This is a genomic window from Paenibacillus sp. JGP012 (assembly GCF_014203995.1).
Taxonomy (GTDB): Bacteria; Bacillota; Bacilli; order Paenibacillales; family Paenibacillaceae; genus Paenibacillus; species Paenibacillus silvae.
This window is the reverse complement of record NZ_JACHKG010000005.1, coordinates 154,509-180,364: the sequence shown is the minus strand read 5'-3', so window position 1 is coordinate 180,364 and position 25,856 is coordinate 154,509. Positions and strand designations below refer to the sequence as shown.

Genomic DNA, 25,856 nt, shown 5'->3' with positions numbered 1-25,856 from the left:
TCGTTTACAAAAAAGGATTTAGCGCAATGTTCCTTGGAATAACGATAAAACGAATATTGACAGCTAAATAGATCCAATTTACATTCATTTTTATAGTCCAATCGGGAAGAAGGATCAGTGCAAGCACAACTTACAAGTGAACAAAAGGGGATGCTTACATGGAATTATGGCTGCCGCTTGACTCATACGAGCTCCAGCATCGTTACAAATATCAGGCGTTATATTACGCACTGCGGGACGCCATTCATTCGGGTACACTGGAGGCAGGAGCACGGCTGCCTTCTACACGTGTGCTGGCGAAGCAGTACGCACTGTCACGCGGCTCGGTAGCCCAGGTGTACGATATGCTGCTTGCGGACGGGTATGTCCAGGCCTACCGGGGAAAAGGCACTTATGTAACAGAATCAATATCCACACACTCTGACCAGCAAACCGACGCGGTGCTGCCTCTCTCCCCATGGGGTGAACGATTGCTTGCATCGGCGGCAGTTGATAAACGATCCCGTGAAGAGACACAGTCGGGACATGAGTCCGTCATTAACTTTCGGATGCAGCGTCTGCAGCACGATCATTTTCCTGCGGCGGAGTGGAAAAGTGCGCTTGCCGCTGTTCATCGCAGCGGCTGGAGAGAGCCGGCAGGTGCAGCGGGGGATCCGGAGCTGCGGGAAGCCATTGCCTCACATCTCCGCTGGACACGCGGTATTCAGACAGAGGCATCCCGGATCGTGCTTTTCAGCGGATCGATACAGGGCATTACGTTGATCTCCCAGCTGTTCATTGCCGAGGGAAGCCCGGTCGTGCTGGAAAATCCGAGTTATCCGGGCATCGTTCATGCGGTCAGATCCTGTGGTGGTCAGGTCATTCCAGCGGAAGTAGATGAGGGTGGCATTATCCCTCAGCCGTGGCAGGCACAAACGCTGTTTGTTACGCCGACAAGACAATTTCCGACGGGAGCGGTGCTGGGTCTGGAACGAAGACGAGCGTTGCTGGCTTGGGCATCGAGGCAAAATGCCGTGATTATTGAGGATGATTATGACAGTGAGTTTCGTTGGGGCGGGCGGCCGATCGAACCGCTCAAGGTGCTTGACCACGAGCAACGTGTTATTTACATTGGCTCCTTCTCGCAGACGATGCCAGCATCGTTCCGATTAGGTTATGCGGTACTTCCGCCCAGTCTTGTGGAGCCGCTGCTGGCTGCCAAAGCGTTGTATGAGCCGGTGTCACCGGCACTGCTGGAGCAGCGTGCACTGGCCAGGTTTATGACAAGAGGAGGCTATATGCGCCATCTTCGCAGGCTAACCAGGCTGTATGGGGAGCGGCATGATTTTATGGTGCAAGAGATGGAGCGGTGTATGCCCAAGGCGTTCACGCTGCTGCCCGGGGATGCCGGGCTTACGATCTATGCGGTCTGGAACGGGGATCGGGCCAGTTACGAACGTTTTACGGAGCAGGTTCATGAACAGGGAGTATTGTTCCGGGATGTGGAGCGATATCGCTTGATGCCGGGGCGGGCTGCGATCTGTTTCGGGTTTGCTCATCTGGAAAAAGCAGAGATTCGTGAAGGTGTGCGGCGAATGCAAACCGCGTGGGAGAAGTGCACATTTTCGTTTCGTTGAATTCCGCTGTATAATGGGATAAGTGTGTAAAGAGATTAACTTTCAAGGGGGAGTGGCGACATGCTGCAGGCATCGCCGTCATCATTTATTATTTTGCCCGCTGTCGCTAAAATTGTCTGTGAACCGGGCTGGAAATGGCAGAAGCGGGAAAAACCGATGCAAAATTATGATTTATTTTACGTGTGGAGCGGTGAAGGCACGGTTATTCTGAATGATCAGCCTTATGAGGTTGGCAAAGGGAGCTGTTTTCTGTTCCGTCCCGGCGATCATACAAGTGCAACACATAACCGGCAGAAACCGCTTGTGCTGACGTATATTCACTTTGATGTGGACGGGCCTGTGACTGATGTGCCTCAGTCTTATCGCGAAGTGCAGGAGACGGTGGAATTCGAGCATCTGCTGGCACGGTATGTGCGGTTGTTTTTATCCGACGTGTATGGACGTGATGAAGAAAGCAAGCTGATTCTGAAGCAGCTTATGATTCATTTGCTGCGAGCGGATACGGAAGAGCCAGTGGAGAAAAAGGTAAGCAACCAGCTGTCTGATGTCATCCAGGAGGTTGCCAATTATGTTCGCCAGCATCCGGGGATTACACATCGCGTAGAGGATCTGGCCGCACGGGCCGGGCTTTCGCCTCGTTACTTTTCGATCAAGTTTAAGGAACTGGTTGGTTCATCGGTTCAGTCCTATATTATCCGTATGCGTATTGAACGGGCAGAGCATCTCCTGGTGCATACCGGCATGAATGTGACCGAAGTTGCGGATGCACTGGGGTATCGGGATATCTTTTTCTTCAGTCGTCAGTTCAAGCAGTATACAGGTAAAAGTCCGTCCGAGATTCGTTAACAACCCATCCGGGTCTCGCTTCCAACCCGAATCCCTATCGTTTCATTGCTGGATTGCAGGGGTAAGTAAATAGCAATCCAGATGACCATAGAAGGAGGAACAGGTGATGATCAGAAGAAAAAGACGGGTCCGCCACCGCAGAAATTCGATGAGGGGATACAGTATCTACCGGAATCGTATGCGCCGGCTGGTGCAAGTGGAGGAACCGCAGGATATCTGGTTTTAACGTTAATTTAAACTGATGATTCAGGCGAAGCGGGGCTCCGCCATGCATGTATACAAAGCATAAATAAAGAGGATGACGCAACACCTGATTGCAGGTGCTGTGCCATCCTCTTTATTTGCATATGCACTTATGACTGTTTAGGTTTCAGGCGGCCAAGTAAAGAACCCATTTTTACGGAATCTCCCGGCTTCAAGTCAGGTGCTGGTTCAAAGGTGTCTGTCTGCATGAGCAGCACAACGGTGGAGCCGAACTCAAAATAAGCCAGATCGTCTCCCTGAGCCCAGGCGCGGGCATCCGCATCTGCATATTGAATACTACTCACGTTCATCGCACCAACTTTGACAACCGCTACTTCACCAAAGTCATGTTCAATATACGTAATGAGCCGTTCATTCCGGCTGAGCACGGATTTCATATGGGTGAGTCCGAAATCATTGACAGGATAAACCTTGCCCTTAATGTGCTCGCTCTCCATTTTGCGACCGCTGACAGGTGCATGAATACGATGATAGTCACGCGGGCTGAGATAGAGTACAAATACGTAGCCATGCTTGTACTTCTCCAGATGCGGAGAGTGATTTAATAATTCAGCAAGTGTATAATTTTGTCCCTTAACATTCAGAATGGTTCCAGCGGAGATCGGGCCGGCTGCTGTAATTTTGGCATCAACGGGGCTGATCAAAGCATGTTCTGAAGAATCCAGCGGGCGCATCCCGGGTTTTAATTTGCGAGTAAAGAAATCATTCAGGGAACGATATTCCTTCCAGTCTTTCTCGGCTTCCTGTGCAGGGATGTTGTAGGTCCGGACAAAATAAGGGATAAATGCCTTGCTTCCCCGGCTTTTGGAGAAGGCTCCCACGGTCCGGGAGATCCATTTGCGCGAAGAAAGCTCGGTCATTAATCGCAACAGCGTTTTTGCCATGAATATCCCCCTTAGGGTTAATACAAACTTCAAGGCCGCAAAAGCGGCCATTCTGCATAATATTGACACAAATCACGATTGAAATCAATACAATCCGCGATCATAGGTTTGCGGCTGTCTTGGAATGCTGAATTTCTGATCCAGCAGCAGACGTCCATATGCCATCGGTTTGCTGTAAGTCATCTGCCAATGCTCGTTCATGCCTGCTTTGCGAAAACCATACCGCTGGTCTCGTCCATTGCATTCAATGAAGAAGATGTCTCCCCCTCGCGTTATGCCAAGATCAAGGCCCAGATCAGCCAGATGTGGCAGACTGGAACTCAACGTGTGCGCAATTCGTGCAGCTACTGCGGCGATTCGAGCTTCAAGATGGAATAGCCCCGTCCCTGGCTCGTTTAGCCCTAATGCCTCAGAGATCGTCATCACTTTCCCGCCCTGGGCGATGTTGGTGACAAACGTATGGGCGGGTGCTGCTTTGGCAAACATGCCTGTTACGCTCCATAACCCGTCACCACCACGCTGCACGGATACTCTGAGATCGACAGGCCTCCCCTCATGCCGGATGAGTGGAATGCGTTCTTCAATCAGGTACGTGTGGCGGAATATCCGCCGAAGTGCAGCGGAAGGCAGTTGCCCCCGATTCAAGCGAAAGGTTGCCCATCCGCTTCGCGATGCTCTGGTTTCACAGGTCAGCTTCCAATGCCCCTCCTGCTGAAACAGCCGCATAATGCCATGACCGATGCTGCCACTAGACGGTTTAATGACGAGATCATTGTAATGCTGCATCATATGGGCAAGGGATTCGGGAGTTGCTTTGACGGCATAGGGAAGATGTGCTCTCAAAAAAGGGTCCTGCTGCAGCATGTCATGCACATGATGCTTGTGGTAGCGATTACGTACGTTGTAGATCTGAATGCCTTGCAGCAGTAAACGTGTGATCTGTCTCTGCTCCGCACCTCGAAGCTGGAGCGCCCGGTTATGAATAACAGAGGGCAGGGTTATGCGCTCACGGACGTATCGCCCTTCTTTTTTCACATAAGCCCTACACACCTTACGTTCCAGATCAATATCTTCCAGCCGTAAAAAGCAGGGTGTTAATCCGAAGCTGGCTGCGGCCAGCTCATAATTAGCGAGTGATTCCTGACCGGTCCTTCCGGCCGGTATCCCCCGGTACATGCGTGAATCGAACATGATGCCGATCGTTTCTTGAGGCATGACCGTTCCTCCTTCGTTGTTATCGCGACCCTCCATCGTTGTCCTTTCGGCACGCCGGTCTGCCTAGTGCTTGGCTCTGACATCGCGATAACACTGACCGGTGTGCAGATGCGTTCCAATGCATCCGTGTATGCTCAGACATCATATCCTATGAGCGGAGCAGGAATGGGGCGTGGACAGCCGCCTTGTCTCTTGTTTGTGTTCAGCCTATTTACAGCTGGACAGACATGGACTATGGTCTGAATTCGCTTATAGCAGATTGCAGATATGCAAAAGTCGGCCCAGAAATGTGGCAGATGCCCAGAATGAAGCATATGATGCGGGAGACGAACGTTAGGGGAAGGAGCTGGCCTCATGAATAAAAAGGGCAAAAAAAAGATTTTAACGCCGAAGCTGCCTCATATCAGTCCAAAATTCAGGGAACTGGAGCTGACCGATCGGCGGATTGAATCCACAAAGCTGGAAAGAGCAGTGAAAAAGGAAGAGAATTCGGTTCCGGACACTATTGCTGCCGAAGCGGTTGCTGCTGAAACGACAGCAAAGCCGGAAGCTGTCACATCCGAGTCCGAGTCCGTGCAGATTAAACCCGAAGTCGTTATGGAATCGGAAGCTCTCAATAAACCATATTCGGATGAATTATCACCCGAAGCTCCAAGCCTGGAACAGAAAGAGGATACTGTCCAGACGACTGTGGAAAGAGAGATTTATATCAGCGGTATTGCTCCCCCTCAGGAAAAACAGGAGAATGCGAGGTGGCTCGCGGGCAAGCAGCACCTGGAACAGCTGAATCAGAACCGGATGCCTGGTCATGAGGGGCATTATATCTACACGGATGACATCAGTGATTTTGCTGTGACCGAAAGCAAGCTGGCGCCCTTTGCAGTAGATGCATCCAAGCTGAAATCAGGGGCAGTAGGCAGTGAAGCTTTGCAAGATTATGCAGTGACGAGCATTCATATTGCTGACGGTGCGATCGTATCTGCTAAGCTTGCAGAAGCTTCCATTGCAGAGGAGCATCTGATTGATGGCTCTGTATCCGGTCACAAAATCAGAAATGCCTCGATTGCCGGGGATAAAATCCGGGACGGCAGCATCACTTCACAGAAGCTGAGCAATCAGGTTATTGATGCAGCCAAAATTGCGGATGGCTCGATTGGAACGAGGCATCTCAGTCGTCTGCTGGTCACTGAGGATTTGATTCAGAATCAGGCGGTAACCGCAGACAAAATTGCGATCAGCGGTATCGAAACCCGCCATTTAGCCGGCGGTGCAGTGCATACGTCAAAGCTGGCGGACGATGCAGTCACTAGTGCCAAAATTCGTGAAGGGGCGGTGACTGGCAGCAAAATTGAAGATCAATCTATCGATTCACGTCATATTCAGGCCGGCTCGATTAAACAGTCTCATCTGACAGAGGGGGCAATAGGACGTAATCAGCTGTTAAGTGGCAGTGTCGGCAGCGAACAGATCGAGGACGGAGCTATTCAAACCCGCCATGTAGCAGAGCATGCTTTAAATGGAAAACATTTGGTGGATGGTTCGATCGGATCGGCACAGATTCGAGCTGGTGCAATCGGTAGTGAGCAGATCGGCAGTGCCGAAATCGGCACTGAGCATCTGGCTAATGGTGCCATTAGCAGCAGCAAGCTGGCAGACCAGTCCGTGGGAACGGCCAAATTGCTGGAGCAGGCTGTGACTTCTTCGAAGCTGGCAGACCAGAGCATTATTGCTTCCAAAATTGCCGATGAAGCCATACAGGGGAAACATCTCGCCAAAGGTTCGATTCGTGCAGAGCATATCGCCAATCGTGGTATTACACCCGTTCATATTGATAATGGTGCCATTCATTCGATTCATCTGGCCAACAGCAGCATCGAAACAACTCATCTATCAGAGGGAAGTGTATCTGCTGATGCGCTGGCAGCTGGGTCGGTTCTGGAGAAACACCTGACAGAGTCATCGGTTGGATCATTTCAATTACAGGATGAAGCGGTAACGACTGCGAAACTGGCTGCCGAAAGTATAACGTCTGAAAAACTTGGACCCGGCTCGGTAAATGGCAGAGTTCTGGCTTCAGGTGCGGTGAGCTCTTCCCATCTGGCGGGCGGAGCCATTACAGCAGCGCATCTAACCCCAGGCAGTGTGGGCTCGGAGGCCCTTCGTCCGTATGGAGTGAAATCCGAGCATCTGACAGAACGTGCGGTAGGTGCACCACATCTTCAGCCCGGAAGTGTTCAGACGGACACCGTGTCACGTGCAGCCATTACAACCGATAAAATAGCACCGGGCAGCATCACTTCCGCACTTCTCGCGAATGGCTCGATCTTCCCGCCGCATCTGACAGACCATGCCGTGACATCACCTAAACTTTCACCTGAAAGTGTATCCACGGATAAGCTGGCAGATCTGTCGGTCACCTCGGCAAAGCTGGCTGACGGCAGCATCACCTCCTCCAAAATTATGGCGGAAAGCATCGTTGCCAAACATATTCCTGCGGAAACGATTCGCGGATATCATCTGAAGCAGCATGCTGTTTCATTGGAGCATCTGTCGGATGAGGTACGCAATCCCGAACTCTTTGCCAATGGCAGTATTCCTGGAAGCAAGCTGCGCCCAGCAGCAATATCGACAGAACATCTGGCCTCTGGTTCGGTATCCGGAGAGGCATTGCAGCATGGAGCAGTAGGCAGCGAGCACCTGCGGCAGGATGCTGTCGATTCACAGCACCTTGCTGACGGCAGCATCAAGTCCGAGCATTTGGCTGCTCAGGCTGTGAATGGTACTCATCTGAAAGCAAATGTAATAGACAGTGAGCATATTGCCGAAAAGGCGATATGTTCCCGCCATCTGACGGCTGGGGTTGTGCAAAGCGGACATCTTGCGCCACTCTCTGTATCGGAAGCACATATGCAGCCGGGATTGATCAGCGGACTGCATCTGCAATCAGAAGCTGTAGGTGCAGCTCATTTGCAGCAGGGCACGGTGCATTCTCGTCATCTTCAGGATAGAGTGGTGCTTTCACACCATATTCTGGAGCGTAGCATCGGGACTGAACATCTGGAGGAGGAATCGGTTAGCACTGCACTTCTGCAAGATGGTGCAATCACCGGCTCCAAACTCGCGGATAACAGTGTGGACGGCAGTAAACTTGCAGATGGTAGTGTAGATGGCAGCAAGCTTGCAGAAGGCAGTGTAGACGGCGGCAAACTTGCAGAAGATGCAGTAAGCAGCAATCATTTAACGGCAGAGAGTGTGCAGGCTGCACATATTGCAGCAGGAGAGGTCCATGCCAATCATATTGCGGATAGCAGCATCACTTTCTACCATCTGAGCGAAGACGCCGTAGGTACAGTTCACCTGCAAGATGGTGCAATTACTGCATCCAAACTCGCGGATAACAGTGTGGACGGCAGTAAACTTGCAGATGGTAGTGTAGATGGCAGCAAGCTTGCAGAAGGAGCGGTAAGCAGCATTCATTTAACGAGAGAAAGTGTGCAGGCTGCCCATATTGCAGCAGGCGAGGTCCATGGGGATCATATATCGGAAGGCAGCATCACTTTCTACCATCTGAGCGAAGACGCCGTAGGTACAGTTCACCTGCAAGATGGTGCAATCACCGCTTCCAAACTCGCGGATAACAGTGTGGACGGAAGTAAACTTGCAGATGGCAGTATAGATGACAGTAAGCTTGCAGAAGGCAGTGTAGACGGCAGCAAGCTTGCAGAAGATGCGGTAAGCAGCATTCATTTAACGGCAGAGAGTGTGCAGGCTGCACATATTGCAGCAGGCGAGGTTCATGCGGATCATATATCGGAAGGCAGCATCACTTTCTACCATCTGAGCGAAGACGCCGTAGGCACAGTCCATCTACAAGATGGTGCAATCACCGCCTCCAAACTCGCGGATAACAGTATGGACGGCAGTAAACTTACAGATGGCAGTGTAGATGGCAGTAAACTTGCAGAGGGCAGTGTAGACGGCGGCAAGCTTGCAGAAGGAGCGGTAAGCAGCATTCATTTAACGAGAGAAAGTGTGCAGGGTGCGCATATTGCAGCAGGCGAGGTCCATGGGGATCATATATCGGAAGGCAGCATCACTTTCTACCATCTGAGCGAAGACGCCGTAGGCACAGTTCACCTGCAAGATGGTGCAATCACCGCCTCCAAACTCGCGGATAACAGTGTGGACGGAAGTAAACTTACAGAGGGCAGTGTAGATGGCAGCAAACTTGCAGATGGCAGTGTAGACGGCAGCAAGCTTGCAGAAGGTGCAGTAAGCAGCATTCATTTAACGGAAGAGAGCGTGCAGGCTGCCCATATTGCAGCAGGCGAGGTCCATGGGGATCATATATCGGAAGGCAGCATCACTTTCTACCATCTGAGCGAAGACGCCGTAGGTACAGTTCACCTGCAAGATGGTGCAATTACCGCATCCAAACTCGCGGATAACAGTATGGACGGCAGCAAACTTGCAGATGGCAGTGTAGACGGCAGCAAGCTTGCAGAAGGTGCAGTAAGCAGCATTCATTTAACGGAAGAGAGCGTGCAGGCTGCCCATATTGCAGCAGGCGAGGTCCATGGGGATCATATATCGGAAGGCAGCATCACTTTCTACCATCTGAGCGAAGACGCCGTAGGCACAGTTCACCTGCAAGATGGTGCAATCACCGCCTCCAAACTCGCGGATAACAGTGTGGACGGAAGTAAGCTTGCAGAGGGTAGTGTAGATGGCAGCAAGCTTGCAGAAGGAACGATATCATCGGTGCATCTGGCTGATCGTGCCATTGACGGCAGCAAGTTGAGTGAACAAAGTATTACGTCCGATCACTTGAATGAAGGCATTGTAGGTACAGCTCATTTGAGCGAAGAAATCTGGAATGCGATTCGTCAGGTCAGTGCGGAGACGCTGGAACAGCTTGCCGAGCTCAAACGGCAGGAAGCGATGCAGGAAGTACAGCAGTTTATGCAAACCGTTGGTATGCAAAATGAAGGCCTGTTCACCTGGGAAGACAATGGAGAGGATTCGCCGGAGCATAACGATACACAGAATGCTTTCCAGGTGGGAAACTGGAAGCTGCAGGAGCTGCTGGGGTTAGCCGATGAATATGAGGAGCAAGCTGTTCTGACAGACGGTGAGCACGCTGCGGAATGGCCTGAGCCTGAGGCGATACAGACAGGAGAGCACATCGCAGCTTCAGATGAAGCCGACTCTGAACGTCCCGAAGCGGTCATTCCCGTAGCGTATACACTTGAGCCTCAATCAGTGAAACAAGAGCATCTGTGTGATGCTTCTGTAGGCAGCGAGCAGCTGCAAGCCGGTGCTGTGCATGCCGAGCATCTGGCGTTCCAGCCTGTGCGCAGTGTAAGCAAACAGCCGGTTGTGCAGCAGTTTGGTATGGAAGCCTTTATTTTGCCAGAGGATGAGGTATGCACAGAGGTCACGATTGTTTTTGAAGAATCATTTAATTCGGAGCATTATGTGATTGTGGGTATGAGTAATGATCGCGGATTCCAGGTGTCGCTGTTATCTCAGAGTGAGGATGAAGCGGTGCTGGAGATTACCCGCACAGCAGATTGCAAGCATACGTACGGTTTGTTGTCCTGGATTGCAGCAGGACCATCAGCCTGACCGTTGCCTTGACATTTGCCCATAAGGTCTGAATCTGACATATGCATAGATAGAAGCGGTGTCCGGCAGTTGTTCCGGGCACCGCTTCTGCTGTTTGCGTTATGACCGTTCGGACATGAGGGGAGCGAAACGGTCGGGTTTCTTTTTTTACAAACCTACTGCTTGATAAGCTTTGGTGATGGCCGTAGCTTCAGCGGAATTGGCACCATACAGGTCCTTGGCTGCCTGAATTGTCGCTGTTTTGGCTGCTGCAAATTTGGAGGTTGGCGTCAGGTAGTTCACGAGCGTGCTGTAGAAAATACGGACTGCTTTATCCCGGCCGATGCCGCTAACCGTTACACCGTTATGTGTACCGCCTTGGGCTGCAAGATAATAGGCTTTGTTAATGATACCGCTGTTGATATGCACACCGCCGTTATCCTGCGTACCTGTATAGCGGTCACTGTATTTGTCAGGTTGATCATACAGCGTAGGATTGGACAAGGAGCGCAGTGCATCCCCCGGAATGTTAGGAGTGTAGATATCATCGCCAAGCAGCCAGTTTTTGCTCTCGATCGTGTTCCCCATAATATCGGCAAATGCTTCGTTCAGAGCGCCGGGTTCATTGCGATATTCCAGATCGGCTGTATACTCGATGACCCCGTGTGTTAATTCATGACCGACAACATCCAGATCAGCGGAGAAAGAACGGAACAATGAGCCGTCGCCGTCACCAAATACAATTTGTGCCCCGTTCCAGAAGGCGTTGTTGTAATTGGAGCCATAATGCACCGTAGAGCGGATCAACAATCCGTTACCGTCGAGGCCGTTGCGGTTGAATTTATTTTTGTAAAAGTCATATGTGGCTGCAGCATAAGCGTGTGCATCTACAGCTGCACGATCTGTCCATATATTATTGGAGCTGGTAAGCAGGGTTCCTGGCAGAGAGGAGCTGTTGTTCGCTGAATGGGTTTGAATGCCGTTACCACGAGTGGTGTCTTTCAATTGGAAGGTGCTGCCGGATTGCGTGGTGGTCAGCGTTTTGGTGTCACCCAGCACGCCAGTACCTGTACCTGTGGCAAAGTTGATGATATCAAACTGGGATACGATGCTTCCGTCCAGCGCGTTAATGAAATACTTGGTTCGCAGCGGAGCAGGCTCGAGCACGTTAACTTCTGTAATGTAAACAAGATAGGTTTGACCGTCTTCTTCATGATGATAGATGTTTAACTCGGCTTTTGGCTCAAGCTCCGGTGCGCCCAGCTTGCCAATACGGGAGGTAGCTTCTTTCTCGGCAGCTTGGATGGCATCCTCTGCACTGATTGCGGGAACGCCATCATTCGGGATAGCCTGTTCTTCAATGGGCGGGAGATCGCCAAGTGCGGAAGTTACAGCGCCGTTCTTGTCCAGATGGATCGTTTGTTCTGCACCGTATACCGGAACACCTTTGATGTACTGCTTCAGACGAAAGTGCCTTACGCCGGAAGTGTCCGTACTGCGTTTAATAATTTTGAGCTGGCCTTTGACATCGGCATTCAGGAATTGCTCCTGTTGCCCCAGGTAATTGTAAATGGTTTCATCCGGATTATTGGTCAACAGTAAACTCTCCTCGGAGGTGTATGGAGCCTCAAATGGAATGGATGAATCAGAGATCGGGGCAGCGGTAGCAGAGGATACGGAAGCAAGCAGCAGTGCTCCTCCAAGAATCGTTGGCATAACTTTGGCAAATTTCATCGTTTACTCTTCCTTTCTGGATCAAATTTTAATAAAAAGGGATTATGCCTATCTCGGCTGGTTGTCCGTCTGCATCGGGCAGGGCGGAGTGTGGAGCTTGGATGAGAAGCGGGGCTGACAGAAATGTGTGAATAACAGTTATGGAATGGCATCACTCCTTTCAAGGTTATTGCAATTGCCTGTACACGGCGGGAGAAGAAGACTAATGGCTATAACTAACCAAAGGTCAATAAATGAATGGAGAAAGCGAAGTTAGGAACGTGAGTTCTTGAGAAGGTTAAAATTGTAAATATCATCGGCTTGAATCGTATAGTATCACAGTGTAAAAGTTTGGAAAAGATGTTATGTCAGCTTTTTAACAAAATTGTGTCTAAAGACGGGGAAACGATGTGGAATCTGATTTTTTTGACGGATTTTGTCAAAATTAAAGGCTTGTTTTGCATCAATCCATGCTTAGAACCTGCATACAGCAAGGGCAAAAGCCGTTTCCACTGCTCCACGAATACATAGAATAACGTGTACTCCCTTGGCATGATCAGGATCGATTTGCGGGAGGTGAAATGGTTGCGGAAACAACGGATTAAAGCCCGTTTTGCAACAAAAACAAGGAATAAACGCTCCGGAGGGGCGGCGAGGAAAAAACAAATATATTCCGGAAGGAAAAAGGGTAAAAAGGCCTACGTGCTCATCGCACCCGTCACGGTTGACGAGGCTGCTCAAGAGAAGGGGAAGTTTGTTCGTGATGACAGGGAAACGGTTCACCAGATCGGGGATAATGCTCACGGGCCACTGTTGTCCGTTATTATTCCAGCGATGAACGAGCAGCGTACCATTGCCGCTGTAGTGCATGAATGCTTGCGAATATGCCGTGATGCGGAGGTGCTGGTTATTGTGAATGGATCAACCGATGCTACGGCCAGCGAAGCCGAGCGGGCAGGAGCGCGTGTGATTCAATATGCGGAAGCGCTGGGGCATGACGGGGGACGGAGAGCAGGGGCTGCAGCTGCAAGAGGGCAGATTTTGCTGTTTACCGACGCCGACATCAAGGTTGCGGCTGAACATCTTGCACCATTCGTGCAGGCGGTGCTGAAAGGCGTTGATGTTGCGTTGAACGATTACAACGGCCCGGTGACACGAAATCCGGTGCATCCGGTTGTTGAAGCGAAACATATGTTAAACAGTCTGCTGTGCAGATCCGATCTTGGTGGAGCTTCCATGACAGCCGTTCCGCACGCCATCAACCGCAGAGCACTGGAGATCATGGAGACATCCTCTTTGGAAATTCCGCCGCTTGCTCATGCGAAAGCGATCGTTGGGGGGCTTCGGGTGCAGGCCGTTCATCATGTGCCTGTGGGAAGATTGAATGCGGTTCGCAGTAGGAAACGAAAAGAAGCTGATCCGCTTAGCCAAGTTGTGCTGCAGGATCATCTGGAGGCTATTCGCTGGATTACCGATACACGTGGTGCGCGAGGTGGCTTTCCGGACTTACAGCGTGTTCGAAGTTTGACCATATAGAGGGAAGAACAGCCGGATGGTGAGCAGGGTTATGCCCCAGCTGCGGTAAGGGAGAGGGATTATAGGCCAGGCGCAATCGTGGATGGGGTTCTGTGCCGGCTGCAGTATGATGCTGGAGGTGACAGCAATGAAAACGAGACCACGAGCGGCGGTTCGCAGACAAACGCTGGCCAGGCGGACGTCCGCGAGCAGGTTGAGGAGCAGGCCCCTATCCGGGAAAGGCACAACACGCAAGCTTCGTCAGAAGAGAAGTCGAGGAAAAGAACGGCAGCTGGGACTGGACCTTCGTTCGTACTGGCGAGCGGGCAGACTTGCAGGCAAATCTTCGACGATGGATGCCGATCTGGTGAATCAACATGCTCGGGCTGCATGGCAGGCTTATGCAGCGGATCAACCGGGACTGGAGCAATGGGAGGATGCCATGCAGGCGGGAAAAGTATTTATGCAGGGGTATGCCCAATCCTCGGGCCGTTCGCCAGACATTGTGCCGCTCGCTCTCCGCCATACCGCCGCTGCAGTAGTCTGTGCCTGCAATGAGGAACGAACGCTGGGGCAGGTGCTGATCCAGCTGAAACGGTTGCCCTTGCGTGATATTGTAGTTGTATTAAACGGAACGACAGATAACAGTCTGGAGCGGGTGCTGCAGCAGCCGGGCATTACGCTTGTGTATGAACCAGACCGGGCCGGACATGATGTAGGGCGTGCACTGGGAGTCAAAATGACGGATGCAGAGACGGTTCTGTTTGTAGATGGGGATATGGTCGTGCCTGCCGAGGAGCTGGCTCCTTTTCTCTTCGCTGTTGACCGGGGACAGGATGTTGCACTTAACAATCTGACCTCTCTGCTTCCGCCATTTGCCAAGCAGGATGAGGTCAGCCGCATTAAAGCGTATTTGAACCATACGCTGGGCAGGCGGGAGCTTGGCTCGAACTCGATGACTGCTGTACCGCATGCTGTATCCAGACGTATGATTGAAACGGTGAAACCTGCTTCACTGGCGGTTCCACCCAAAGCGCAGATGCTTGCCATCCAGCACGGGCTGCGGGTATCTGCTCCGAGTCAGGTGGATGTCATCCGCTCCAATCGGCTGCGCCCCGGGAATACAGGGAGCAACAACGAGGTTGCCAGACTGATTCTGGGTGATCATCTGGAAGCACTGGCTGTCTGGCTGAACTCAGGTGGGAACGCTGCCCAGTCGAGTGTTCTCTCTCGGGCAGAGGTTGCATACAGGAGGAACGCGAGATGACGCTAACGAGCATAATTATACCGACGTATAACGGACTTTCACTGTTAAAACCTTGTGTGGAGGCCATTCGAACATACACAGGGGAATCAACACCATACGAGATTATCGTTGTGGATAACGGATCAACGGATGGGAGTGCCGAGTTTTGTGCCAGAGAGCGCATACGATTTGTTCGTCTGCCTGAAAACCGGGGTTTCCCGGCTGCCTGCAATGCAGGGCTGCGCGCCGCCTGCGGGGATGAACTGCTGCTGCTGAACAACGATGTTACCGTGACATCCCGCTGGCTGGAAAATATGCGGGCAGCACTGTACAGTGCTGAGGATGTGGGCATCGTTGGTCCGGTGACCAATTACGCCAGCGGCATTCAACAGGTGCAGATAGAGTTTCGGGATATGGCACATTTTCAAGAGCTGGCTGCTGCGAGCAACGTTTCGGATGCGTCGCGGTGGAAGGAAGTGCGGCGAATCGTCGGACTGTGCATGCTGATGAAACGAAGTGTGGTGAATGCGGCAGGATGGCTTGATGAAGCGTACTCCCCGGGGCATTATGAAGACGATGACTACTGTTACCGGGCGAGGCTGCTGGGATTCCGACTTCTGGTGTGTGGTGATGTACTCGTACATCATCAAGGCAGTGCGAGCTTTCAAAAGACGGATCCGATCGAATGGAAACAATTACTGGAGCGCAACCGTTCGATTTTTATCAATAAATGGCATGTCGATCCACTTGAATATATGGGCATATCCGATGAAGGAGGGAACAAGATATGAAAGGTGTAATTCTTGCTGGCGGCACAGGGACCCGATTGTACCCTCTGACCCGGCTTATTAATAAACATCTGCTTCCCGTCGGCAAACATCCGATGATTATGTATGGTATCGACAGGCTTCGTCAGGCAGGGATTGAGGATATCCTGATTGTTATCAATAAACATTCCGCAGGTTTGTATACGGAGTATCTTGGAGGCGGAGCAGATCACGGGGTCAAGCTGACCTATCGCATTCAGGAAAAAGCCGGCGGCATAGCTGAAGCGCTCGATCTGGCGTCTACTTTTATTCTTCCGGGCGAAAAATTTGTGGTGCTGCTGGGCGATAATCTGTTCAGCGACGATTTGAAGCCTTACGTGGACCGATATATGCAGCAGCCTGCCGGTACCGCACGTGTACTGCTCAAAGGGGTGGATGATGCGCGGCGGTACGGTGTGCCTGTTTTTGACGAGCAGCACCCGGAACGTATCGCATATATTGAGGAAAAGCCAGGCCAGCCGAAGACCTCTTACTGTGTAACCGGCATATATATGTATGATGATCATGTGTTTAATCTGATTCATAACATTGTACCATCGGCACGCGGAGAGCTGGAAATCACGGATGTCAACAATCACTATGCATCCAGTGGCGGACTGGAGTACGACATTTTGCAAAAATACTGGAGCGACGCGGGTACATTTGAGTCGCTCCAGGAGGCAGCTGAGCGTATGAAGGGGCAGCTGCCATAACGGATATAAACCGATAGTACAGCCGCTGTGCGGTGCCTGATCGACACAGATGATCGAAGCCAAGCTTGCGCCGGAGCCTTGAAGAAAGCTCCGGCGTTTTGCGCAGCGTCAGCGGCGATCCTTTTCCATGTTCAAGGAGGGATTGGTGTGAGAGCAGGAAGCAGAAGGAGTGCAAGTAAGGCAGGAAGTGTAGGGCGCATGGACAGGGCGATACAAGTGGAGAATGCAGGGAAGTGGGGCATGTGAAGGGCGCAGGGAGAACAGGGAGCATAAGGAGTGCGGGTAAGGCAGGGAGTGTGAAACGTGCGGGTGGAGCTGGCGGTGTGGTGACTACGGGCAAATCAGGCAGAGCCCGAGCTGTGCCCCATGCGGGCAGGGCGGCGCGTGCCAGCCGTGCAGCGCTGGCCGGCCGGGCACAGGGGCGCCTGCGCCAGGGCTCGGCCCAGCGCAGGCACGCCTCTGCGCAGGGCCGCCGCGCCGCGGCCCGCGCCAAGCAGCGCACGGCGATGCGCCGTGCGCCACAGCCAGCACCGCATGCAAGCTCGCCACAGGCGATGCCTGCCAGCGGTGCTGGCCCCGCCCCGCGCCAGACGACACACCCGCCGGGTGTCGTCGCCCTGCCCGCGGGGCGGGAAGGCGCTGCCACGAGTGCGGGCAGCGCAAACGGCGTGCCGCCGGCGGCTGCGCAGCAGGCCGCGCAGGCGGCAGTGCCCGGCGGTTACGCCGCGGGTTACCGCGACGGCGTATACGCCGGGGGCGAGGCGCTGGTGGCGAAGCACATCCCGCCGGATCACATTCTGCCCGCTGTTGCAGCGGCAGATTTGATCGCGGCGGGCTTCCGCCAGTATGCGCCCAGCCTGACCCGGCTGACCAGCCCTCATGAGCTGGCTGGTCACATCATGGTAGCGCTCGATGAGCAGCGCCCCCTGTCTGTTGTTCGCCTCGGGGATGGCGAACTGCTTACGCTGGCAGCGGATACGGTGCTGCCCGCTCTTGAAGTGCAGGAGCTGGCACCGTTTCTGCCGTATGCAGGGGTGCCATGCTCCACGCCGGACATCCGCGCGATGCTGGCGGAAGCTATCCAGGGTGCGGACTGGGTGGGAGTGCCCATCTCACGCGCACCTACATTTCAAGGACTGTTATTCCCGGTACTGCGCCATTTCGGCATCAACTGGTCCAGTCTGAAATTGACCAGCTCAACGATCAATTACAGCCTGCATCATTCGCGGTTGCTGCTTCCCATCCTGCAAGGACGGAGGGTGCTGCTTATCGGCAGTCAGGCAGCAGAATTGGGAGTTCTGCTGCATCAGCATGGAGTACAGATTACAGGTATACTTCCGTCTGTGGCGGGTATGGCAGATATTCCGAGAGTGATGCAGCATGCTGCGGAGCAAACCTTTGATATTGCGCTAGTTGCAGCGGGCATTCCGGCAGTGGTGCTGTGCAGACGCATTGCTGGAGAACTGGGAAAAGTTGCTTTCGATTTTGGACATTTGGCTGACAAACTGGTGACAGGAGAGCTTCAACTCTAGTGGATCGTCCTGAGCAGGAGATCAGGAGCAACTTGCTACAGGCACGAGTGGAATGGAGGAAGCAGCATGAAGAAATCGAAAAAAACGTTTCATCACACACGCAACGCACGAAAAAACAGACAAGGCAGCTCGCAGGAGAGCGGTCAAAGTAAAAAGTCCGGACCATCATTGAGCAATGCTGCTCATCGTACCGAGGCATCGGCTACCGCTCTGCTTCATGCAGCAGGCAGCCGTCATCGACGATTGTCTTCACGCAAAGGCAAAAGAAATGCTCGAAGCCTTCGAAGCACCAAGCTATATAAACAAGGGTACAATCGAGGTTATGAAGACGGGTTGCGTCAGGGACAAAACTCATTCGGCCTTGTTTTTGAGGGAGTGAGCATTATCATCCCGACCTACAATAAGCGTGATTATGTGCTGCAATGTGTGGCGAGCATCGAGAAACATACCCCGGCCCCTTACGAAATTATTGTGGTCGATAATGCCTCTCGGGATGGCACGGCAGAAGCGCTGCTTCGCCAAGGAGGCATGGTAAGAGTTGCTGCACTGGAGAAAAATCGGGGCTTCGCCGGGGGCGTTAACGTTGGTCTGATGATGGCCAAAGGACGTCATATTGTCGTGCTGAACAACGATACGCTTGTTACACCCGGCTGGCTTGAGAATATGATGGCGTGTCTGAACAGTGATCCACAGATCGGTGTGGTTGGCCCTGTGACGAACTATATTGGCGGAGATCAGCAGATTGAGGTGCCATATCATGATGTGAAGGAGATGTGGACCTTTGCTGCCAGCCAGAATCGCCCGGATACAGGCAAACATCGGTTGACGGACCGACTCGTTGGATTCTGCTGGCTGTTCTCCAGAGATTTGTTTGAGCGTGTAGGTTATCTGGATGAAGGGTACGCGGTAGGCAATTTTGAGGATGATGACTGGATTGTCCGCGTGCGTATGCTCGGATATCGTCTTGCCGTGGCGGGGGATGCTTTTATTCATCACTACGGAAGTGTAAGCATGAAAGAGCTCGGAGAACAGCAGTTCAACACAGTGAATCAGGGCAATGAACAATTTTACAGCGAAAAATGGGGAGACCCTCACACGCTCATTGCCGAAACCTCCCGGCTGATACAATCAGAGCATGCGGACAGCCAATCGCGATCCCGGCGGAACGTACCCTTAGCCAATGGAAAGGAAGATAAGCATCAACTGGCAGCAGGCTTTGATTTTGAAAAGGAAGCTTCGATATCCTGCCTCAGACGCAGCAGCGATTTCTATCCCGAAGAGGCATTGCTTGTTGATCTCAAGGGGGACGCCTACACCTTAAAAGGCAGGAAGCGACGCAAGCTGAACATTCCAGTTCCACGCGGCATTTCGCCCGTTCTGGTAGCCAAACCTGATCTGCTCGGCATCCCCTCAGGTGAGCCGATCAACGCTGCAGGGGATATTCGCAGTTGGCCGTTTGAACCGGCGCAGGCACAGCCAGCCATAACTTCGGATGCAGGCAAGGTAGCTGCCTGCGGCAGCATCGTTGCGGCTTCCAACGCACCCGAAGTATGGTATCAGATCAGTGAAGGCAAACGCAGAAGGTTTGTGTCGGGTTATGCTGCGGAACGCTGGGGGGTTAGCTCCCGACATGTACAGCAGATACCAGTTGAACTGCTCCACGCGATCCCGGAAGGCTTGCCAATTATTGCGCCACCGCAGCTGCTGACCCAGGACCTGTAATGATCACCGCTCGCGGTTTGAAGCAGTATATGAAACATGCGGAATGAACAGCACAGCAGAGTACGCAGCATTAGGCTGAACGTTCACTCTGATCTGTTCATTCCGCATGAGGTATTTCAGACACAGGTTATATAATTAAGTGTTACCCCTAAGGCAAGTGAGGAGAAATGAAGAGGTAGATGTTACAGAAGCAAAGCAACGCTTGATGAGTTGATCGAGACTAAAAGGTCATGAATCGGCTATGCCCTTTAAGTCCTGCAATGAACGATGAGAACTGTGGGTAACTGCTCTTTTCAGAATGCTGAGATAGGGGGAAGGCAGAGTGTGATATCAGTGATACCTGTATTATGATGATACAACTGCAGGTAGCCGATCTGCTAAAAGGGTCATACATATTATCATTCGTATAAAATAGAATAAATTGAAAATAGAACCGATCTAAGGAGAGGCCTTATGCTTGTAGGAAGCACTCTATATTTGAAACCTCTTGAATTCAAGGATGTGAAAAGTAGTGGCAATTGTCTTACTATATATAGAAATTTGCTTGAAAAAAGATTATTTTCTAAAGCCCTCCTGTTACAGGAGGGCACGGCTTGTTCACCAGTTGTAGATGAATCCTTGATACTTAGCTATCCACCATTGATCAGTTTCTGTAGTTCTAGTCACAAGAGAGATAAGTGTAATATACCCGTAATATGGAGCATCATCATAGTAGTAAGTAGATGGAACATCAGAACTATTAGGATAGTGCAGCTTATTATATGTTACATACTGCTCAACCCACTTTGAGGAAGAATGGGGAGATACAATGTTAGATGTCTCAGTTGTAGTATTACCCATATTAGTGATGACAGGACTTGATGCAAAAGACGTAGAGGAAATGGTAAAGCAGGTAACGACAGCTAATAGGCCAGTAATAAATTTTTTTCTCATTTCAATCATCCTCTCTTATTGGAATACATTTACATATTATAATAATTAATTCCAATAGTAAATGGAGAATGAGGTCGAATTTATCTTGTTATATGAAATATATGTGAACTTCGGTGAAATTCAGAGAATTAAAGGGTGTAGTACTGATGAACAAATAGACATTAAATCACCATCTTACATGTATATAGTGAGAACTTTATTTTGATAAACAGGCGAATCAATATGCAATTATTGTTACAGAACCTGAATTTTACACGAAATTAACGAATGAAAAATTCCAGAATAAAGGTTTGGTTATCAGTTCTCCGGCATCAAGTTTAGCAGAAGCAAAGATTATCAAGGCGAAATTAAAAGCAAAGGAGTGAGTATGAGCTCACTCCTTTTTTGCCCTACGTTTTCTTAAAATCGTCTAACAAAGTTCCGTTGTTTTCCGACACTATCTATTTTCGAAAATAAAATACAATTTTTCTATGCTGTTATAGGAGTATTCTATTAGGAGATCCATTGACCCTGAGAGCGAGCGGGAGTACATTATAGCCATAAACCGACTTAACAGATGGGAATTGGTGATTTAGATCGTCTGAATAAGAGGAAACGATACTTTAGAAACCAGGGAGGTACATCGATGTCATCATCCAAAAAACTGGCTCAGTTGCTTGAAAAGGTTGATGAAGCAGCTGCTGTGTGAACAAAAATGCATTCTGATTTGTGGCCTCATCTCCTTATATACATTTGCAATATCGTTATAGAAAAAATCTATTAGAAGCACGGTTGACCTGTTTGCAGGGCAGTGATAAGCTGTGTGAAATTAAAACAAACAAAACTCATAGGAATAATCAAGTTTTGGGGCGACAGCGGATTTCAGAATTTTAACTTTGTTTTTTGTACCGCAGGAGCAGCGTTCATTTTACGACCCAATTTTACTCTTGTACAGTAACTTATTTCAGGAAGGCGGAGTGCATATGACAGCAAAACGTAGTTTGAAATTTGGAGCGATCATTCATGGTGTAGGAGGAAGCAACACCACCTGGAGACACCCGGAGGTTTTGTCTGATGCGAGTGTGAACTTCGGGTTTTACAAACGTCAGGCCTTGAAGGCAGAAGAGGGCAAGTTTGATCTGGTTTTCATCGCGGACGGACTGTATATTACCGAAAAATCCATTCCCCACTTTCTCAACCGCTTTGAGCCGATCAGTATTCTTTCCGCTCTCGCTGCAGTAACCTCACGCATTGGCCTGGTTGGCACACTTTCCACATCCTACAGTGATCCGTTTACAGTCGCCAGACAGTTCGGCTCCCTCGATCTGATCAGTGACGGACGTGCAGGCTGGAACGTAGTAACGTCCCCGCTCGAAGGCACTGCAAAAAATTACAGCAAAAGTCATCATCCGACACATCCGGAGCGTTACCGCATTGCCAAGGAGTATTTGCAGGTGACCAAAGGATTGTGGGATTCCTGGGAAGATGATGCATTTGTGCGAGACAAGGAGAGCGGTGTATTCTTTGATCCTTCCAAGCTGCATACGCTGAATCATGAAGGCGAATTTTTCTCGGTACAGGGGCCGCTTAATATTGCTCGTTCGCGGCAGGGACAGCCGGTTATTTTCCAGGCAGGTTCTTCGGAGGATGGCAAAACGCTGGCCGCTCAGGAAGCGGATGCTGTATTCACCGGGCATGACAATATTGAAGATGCACAGGCATTCTACAAGGATGTGAAAACAAGAGCTGCTTCTTATGGTCGCTCATCACAGGATATCGTCATTTTGCCAGGCATCAATCCCATTGTAGGACGCACGGCAGAGGAAGCCGAGCAGAAGTATCAGGAGATCGCGAGTCTGGTCACGATTGATAAAGCACTGGATTATCTGGGACGTTTCTTCGAGTATCATGATTTCTCCCAATATCCGCTGGATGAACCGTTCCCGGAACTGCATGGCATTGGCAGCAACAGCTTCCGCAGCGGAACAGACAAAATCAAGAAGGATGCGAAAGAACAGGGGTTAACGTTGCGGGAAGTTGCTCTGCGGGCTGCAACACCACGGAGTCAATTCCTGGGTACACCAGAGCAAGTGGCCGACAAAATTCAGGAATGGTTCGAGGCAGAAGCAGCAGACGGCTTCATCATTGCTTCTGAACTGCCTAGCGGATTGTCCGACTTTGTGGAGCTGGTGGTGCCTATTTTGCAGGAACGCGGTATCTATCGCACGGAATATGAGCATGACACGCTGCGTGGCAATCTGGGTGTACAGGTGCCTGTAAACCGCTATACCGCAGCCAGAACACAGGAAGAGTCGAACGTCATCTAATCAAACGTCATGTACCTGTTTCATGAATGTTGTCTAAACGCGGTGACAGTATAGTCCATCGTAAAATGAAGCATAAATGCATCTGGAGCATGAATTAATAAAGTGAATAGAGTCTTCCACGCCTTAAAACCCACTTTTCTCATAGGAAATATAAATTATATGCAAGTTTGCTTACCATAGCACATTAATGACACCTGTATACACAGAGGGGGAAGCGATATGAACAGGTCTGTTTCATGGACAAAATACGTGGCATTGGCATTAGCATTGGTGATGGTATTGTCTGGATGCGGAGCGGCGTCAGGAGGAAAAACAAGCGGTACAGCAGCGGCTTCCCAAGGGGGCGGCCAGGCTGGAACGGCTGAAGGCGGTAATCTTACGTTTGCACTCGCAACCTCACCGGATACGCTGGACCCGCATCGCAGCGGCCTTGCTGTAGCCGTACGCGCCATCCGAACCATCTATGACAATCTGGTGGTGCAGCTGCCCGATGGTTCCATTAAGCCTTGGCTCGCCAAGGAGTGGAGTGTGTCGGGGGACGGCAAAAGTTATACGTTCAAGCTGCGTGAGGACGTGAAGTTCCATGATGGAACTCCGTTTAATGCCGAAGCGGTGAAGTATAATCTGGATCGGGTCATTGATCCCGCCACCAAAGCCGCCAACGCCCTTGCCCTGATCAGACCCTACAGCTCCTCCGAGGTCATTGATGAATATACAATCAAGGTGAATCTGGCTGTACCGTCACAGGCTTTTCTGGGCAATTTGAGTCAGGCCTTGCTGGGCATTGTGTCTCCAACAGCAGCGAAAAAATATGGAGATCAGCTGGGCAAAAATCCGGTAGGTACAGGACCGTTTACGTTTGTGAAATGGGATGAAAATGCGGATATCGTCGTAGCCAAAAACAAGGATTACAGCTGGGGACCGGACACGGTGGAAAACAAAGGCGCTCCTTATATTGATACGATCACGTTTAAAATTGTACCGGAAGAAGCAACACGCATCGGAAGTGTACAAAGCAAGCAGGTGCTTGCCGCCGAGACTGTGCCGCCGCAAAATATCGCTGCGCTGAAAAGTGATGCAAACCAGCAACTGCTGCAGGCCAATACCGTTGGACTGCCGTATACCCTCTTTTTCAATCTGCGCAAGGCACCTTGGGATGATGTAAAAGTAAGGCAGGCGCTTCAATCCGCTGTAGACGTCGAGTCCATTGTGAAAACCCTGTATCTGGGCAACTACGAGCGCGCATGGTCTGCATTGTCTCCAGGCATTCTCGGCTATGACAAGGCGCTTGAAGGAAGCATCACCCCGGATATCAACCGCGCTAACCAGCTGCTGGATGAGCAGGGCTGGGTCAAGGGCGCTGACGGGATTCGGGCGAAGGACGGGAAGAAGCTGACTCTGAAATATGTGGATGGCTCCCCTAACCGGGAGAAACGGAATGACATTGCTGCGATCATTCAGCAGCAGCTGAAACCGCTGGGCATTGCGGTTGAAGTGGTAATTACCAAAGACGTTGCTACCGTGATCTATCAGAACTGGGACTATGATCTGTATGGCAACAGCCAGGTCAATTCCGATCCGAACGCGTTGTATGCCTTCTATCATACAAGTGCGGAAGGAGAACGCCCGACATTATCGGGTCTATCTGATCCAAAGATTGATCAACTGTTAGAGCAGGGTGCGGTGGAGAAGGATACCGCGAAAAGAGTAGAAATCTACAGTCAGATACAGAAGTACCTGATTGAACAGGCGGTTATTTTGCCAATCTACGTTTTCCCTTATACAGTGGCTGCCTCCAAAGATGTGCAAGGCATAACATTTGATTCGCTCGGTTATCCGCTCTTTAATGATGTACGCATTCAGCAATAAAAGATGCACCCGCCCTTGACTTTAACAGAAGCTTATAGCACATTCTGGTCTCAGAAAGGAGACATCCCGGTATGATTCAACTTGTCTTGTCACGGCTGGCAACGTCACTGCTCGTTATATTTGGAGCCTCGGTGCTGGTGTACTGCATCATGTATCTTCTGCCGGGTGATCCGGTGCTGCTTATGCTGGACCCGTCCACGGCTACCCCGGAGATGATCGCGAACCTCCGGGCACAGCTTGGACTGGACCAACCGTTTTACGTACAGTTTGCGAACTATTTTGGTCATATGCTGCGTGGTGATTTTGGTCAATCCATGGTGATCTCCGATCCGGTGCTGCCTAAAATTCTGGAGCATTTCCCGGCAACCCTGGCTTTAACTGCACTAAGCTCGCTAATTGCCATTACGATCGGAATCACACTGGGCGTTTTGTCCGCAGTGCACCGGAATGGTGTCATTGATTTTGTAGCCCGGCTCGTTGGTTTGTTTGGCATATCCATGCCTACCTTCTGGACCGGCATTCTGCTCATTCTGCTGTTCTCCGTGCAGCTCGGCTGGTTTCCGGCGATGGGTTCGGACGGATTCAGTTCGCTGGTGCTTCCGGCTGCCACACTCGGACTGGTCGGCGCGGGCTTCATCGTGCGCATGGTGCGCAACAGCATGCTGGAAGTCATTCATGAGCCCTTTATCGTTGCACTGCGAGCCAAAGGAATGTCTGAACGTGTCATCATGTATGGTCATGCACTGCGTAATGCGCTTATCCCCGCAGTTACGGTGATTGGCATGCTGATCGGTGATCTGCTGGCAGGCACCGTGGTGGTGGAGACGGTATTCTCCAGACAGGGAATCGGGCGTATTATTGCCGATGCATTAATGGCAAAGGATTTGCCGGTGGTGCAGGGGGTTGTGTTTTTTACATCCATCATCTATGTCGTTCTGAATGTGCTGGTAGACATCTCGTATTCGTACATTGATCCCCGGGTTCGGCGAGCTGTTCGTACATGAGACAGTTCATCATACCATCATACCAAGACCATCAGACCATCAGAAATATCAGGAATAGCGCATCA

16 protein-coding genes are annotated in these 25,856 nt (G+C 51.0%); 12 read left to right on the top strand and 4 right to left on the bottom strand.

The genetic code is table 11. The features are described 5' to 3' along the window. Window positions 1–158: 158 nt before the first annotated feature. Together pdxR and HNR77_RS09010 are read left to right on the top strand one after the other, a co-directional pair. Window positions 159–1,616: a MocR-like pyridoxine biosynthesis transcription factor PdxR gene (pdxR, locus tag HNR77_RS09015; RefSeq protein ID WP_184182742.1), complete on the top strand. Its 1,458-nt coding sequence runs from the start codon at window positions 159–161 to the stop codon at window positions 1,614–1,616. A 60-nt stretch (window positions 1,617–1,676) separates the two neighbouring features. Next, a complete protein-coding gene (locus HNR77_RS09010; protein WP_111269460.1) occupies window positions 1,677–2,462 on the top strand; it encodes a helix-turn-helix domain-containing protein in 786 nt (261 codons plus the stop codon). Window positions 2,463–2,815: 353 nt separating this feature from the next. Here HNR77_RS09010 and asd read toward each other — a convergent pair whose 3' ends face one another. Both asd and HNR77_RS09000 read right to left on the bottom strand, forming a co-directional pair. Next, complete coding sequence (gene asd, locus HNR77_RS09005) at window positions 2,816–3,610, bottom strand: archaetidylserine decarboxylase (RefSeq protein ID WP_184182739.1); 795 nt, start codon at window positions 3,608–3,610, stop codon at window positions 2,816–2,818. Window positions 3,611–3,694: 84 nt separating this feature from the next. Continuing rightward, the gene (locus tag HNR77_RS09000; protein WP_184182736.1) at window positions 3,695–4,825 is read right to left on the bottom strand and encodes a YheC/YheD family protein; all 1,131 of its coding nucleotides are present in this window, start codon (window positions 4,823–4,825) and stop codon (window positions 3,695–3,697) included. Between the two features lie 354 nt (window positions 4,826–5,179). On the opposite strand from HNR77_RS09000, the gene HNR77_RS08990 reads away from it, so the two are divergent. Continuing rightward, on the top strand, window positions 5,180–10,453 hold the full coding sequence (locus HNR77_RS08990; protein WP_184182731.1) for a WIAG-tail domain: 5,274 nt from the start codon (window positions 5,180–5,182) through the stop codon (window positions 10,451–10,453). A 147-nt stretch (window positions 10,454–10,600) separates the two neighbouring features. On the opposite strand, the gene HNR77_RS08985 is transcribed toward HNR77_RS08990, so the two are convergent. Next, window positions 10,601–12,166: a M4 family metallopeptidase gene (locus tag HNR77_RS08985; RefSeq protein ID WP_184182728.1), complete on the bottom strand. Its 1,566-nt coding sequence runs from the start codon at window positions 12,164–12,166 to the stop codon at window positions 10,601–10,603. 564 nt (window positions 12,167–12,730) lie between these two features. Here HNR77_RS08985 and HNR77_RS08980 point away from each other — a divergent pair. From HNR77_RS08980 to HNR77_RS08955, 6 genes are all read left to right on the top strand, one after another. Beyond that, window positions 12,731–13,681, top strand: coding sequence for a glycosyltransferase family 2 protein (locus tag HNR77_RS08980; protein ID WP_184182725.1), 951 nt, complete (start codon window positions 12,731–12,733; stop codon window positions 13,679–13,681). A gap of 127 nt (window positions 13,682–13,808) precedes the next feature. Further along, complete coding sequence (locus tag HNR77_RS08975) at window positions 13,809–14,927, top strand: glycosyltransferase family 2 protein (protein ID WP_260410432.1); 1,119 nt, start codon at window positions 13,809–13,811, stop codon at window positions 14,925–14,927. Then, the gene (locus tag HNR77_RS08970) at window positions 14,924–15,697 is read left to right on the top strand and encodes a glycosyltransferase family 2 protein (RefSeq protein WP_184182722.1); all 774 of its coding nucleotides are present in this window, start codon (window positions 14,924–14,926) and stop codon (window positions 15,695–15,697) included. The genes HNR77_RS08975 and HNR77_RS08970 overlap by 4 nt, the downstream gene beginning before the upstream one ends. Continuing rightward, on the top strand, window positions 15,694–16,425 hold the full coding sequence (locus HNR77_RS08965) for a sugar phosphate nucleotidyltransferase (RefSeq protein WP_184182719.1): 732 nt from the start codon (window positions 15,694–15,696) through the stop codon (window positions 16,423–16,425). Before HNR77_RS08970 ends, HNR77_RS08965 begins: the two co-directional genes overlap by 4 nt. A 233-nt stretch (window positions 16,426–16,658) precedes the next feature. Beyond that, window positions 16,659–17,957: a GT-D fold domain-containing protein gene (locus HNR77_RS08960; RefSeq protein ID WP_311768599.1), complete on the top strand. Its 1,299-nt coding sequence runs from the start codon at window positions 16,659–16,661 to the stop codon at window positions 17,955–17,957. Between the two features lie 66 nt (window positions 17,958–18,023). Further along, window positions 18,024–19,679, top strand: coding sequence for a glycosyltransferase family 2 protein (locus HNR77_RS08955; RefSeq protein ID WP_184182717.1), 1,656 nt, complete (start codon window positions 18,024–18,026; stop codon window positions 19,677–19,679). A gap of 597 nt (window positions 19,680–20,276) precedes the next feature. Here HNR77_RS08955 and HNR77_RS08950 read toward each other — a convergent pair. Beyond that, the gene (locus HNR77_RS08950; protein ID WP_184182714.1) at window positions 20,277–20,612 is read right to left on the bottom strand and encodes a hypothetical protein; all 336 of its coding nucleotides are present in this window, start codon (window positions 20,610–20,612) and stop codon (window positions 20,277–20,279) included. A 962-nt stretch (window positions 20,613–21,574) separates the two neighbouring features. On the opposite strand from HNR77_RS08950, the gene HNR77_RS08945 reads away from it, so the two are divergent. From HNR77_RS08945 to HNR77_RS08935, 3 genes are all read left to right on the top strand, one after another. Continuing rightward, window positions 21,575–22,918 (top strand): LLM class flavin-dependent oxidoreductase, encoded by a 1,344-nt coding sequence (locus tag HNR77_RS08945; RefSeq protein ID WP_184182711.1) that lies wholly within the window; start codon window positions 21,575–21,577, stop codon window positions 22,916–22,918. A 219-nt stretch (window positions 22,919–23,137) separates the two neighbouring features. Beyond that, window positions 23,138–24,787 (top strand): ABC transporter substrate-binding protein, encoded by a 1,650-nt coding sequence (locus HNR77_RS08940; protein ID WP_184182708.1) that lies wholly within the window; start codon window positions 23,138–23,140, stop codon window positions 24,785–24,787. A 71-nt stretch (window positions 24,788–24,858) separates the two neighbouring features. Next, a complete protein-coding gene (locus HNR77_RS08935; protein ID WP_184182705.1) occupies window positions 24,859–25,791 on the top strand; it encodes an ABC transporter permease in 933 nt (310 codons plus the stop codon). Window positions 25,792–25,856: the final 65 nt, after the last annotated feature.

What these genes read in the sequence shown, in the direction of transcription:
- pdxR (WP_184182742.1), top strand. Translation starts at nt 159, where the DNA reads ATGGAATTATGGCTGCCGCTTGACTCATACGAGCTCCAGCATCGTTAC.
- HNR77_RS09010 (WP_111269460.1), top strand. Translation starts at nt 1,677, where the DNA reads ATGCTGCAGGCATCGCCGTCATCATTTATTATTTTGCCCGCTGTCGCT.
- asd (WP_184182739.1), bottom strand. Translation starts at nt 3,610, where the DNA reads ATGGCAAAAACGCTGTTGCGATTAATGACCGAGCTTTCTTCGCGCAAA.
- HNR77_RS09000 (WP_184182736.1), bottom strand. Translation starts at nt 4,825, where the DNA reads ATGCCTCAAGAAACGATCGGCATCATGTTCGATTCACGCATGTACCGG.
- HNR77_RS08990 (WP_184182731.1), top strand. Translation starts at nt 5,180, where the DNA reads ATGAATAAAAAGGGCAAAAAAAAGATTTTAACGCCGAAGCTGCCTCAT.
- HNR77_RS08985 (WP_184182728.1), bottom strand. Translation starts at nt 12,166, where the DNA reads ATGAAATTTGCCAAAGTTATGCCAACGATTCTTGGAGGAGCACTGCTG.
- HNR77_RS08975 (WP_260410432.1), top strand. Translation starts at nt 13,809, where the DNA reads ATGAAAACGAGACCACGAGCGGCGGTTCGCAGACAAACGCTGGCCAGG.
- HNR77_RS08970 (WP_184182722.1), top strand. Translation starts at nt 14,924, where the DNA reads ATGACGCTAACGAGCATAATTATACCGACGTATAACGGACTTTCACTG.
- HNR77_RS08965 (WP_184182719.1), top strand. Translation starts at nt 15,694, where the DNA reads ATGAAAGGTGTAATTCTTGCTGGCGGCACAGGGACCCGATTGTACCCT.
- HNR77_RS08955 (WP_184182717.1), top strand. Translation starts at nt 18,024, where the DNA reads ATGAAGAAATCGAAAAAAACGTTTCATCACACACGCAACGCACGAAAA.
- HNR77_RS08950 (WP_184182714.1), bottom strand. Translation starts at nt 20,612, where the DNA reads ATGAGAAAAAAATTTATTACTGGCCTATTAGCTGTCGTTACCTGCTTT.
- HNR77_RS08945 (WP_184182711.1), top strand. Translation starts at nt 21,575, where the DNA reads ATGACAGCAAAACGTAGTTTGAAATTTGGAGCGATCATTCATGGTGTA.
- HNR77_RS08940 (WP_184182708.1), top strand. Translation starts at nt 23,138, where the DNA reads ATGAACAGGTCTGTTTCATGGACAAAATACGTGGCATTGGCATTAGCA.
- HNR77_RS08935 (WP_184182705.1), top strand. Translation starts at nt 24,859, where the DNA reads ATGATTCAACTTGTCTTGTCACGGCTGGCAACGTCACTGCTCGTTATA.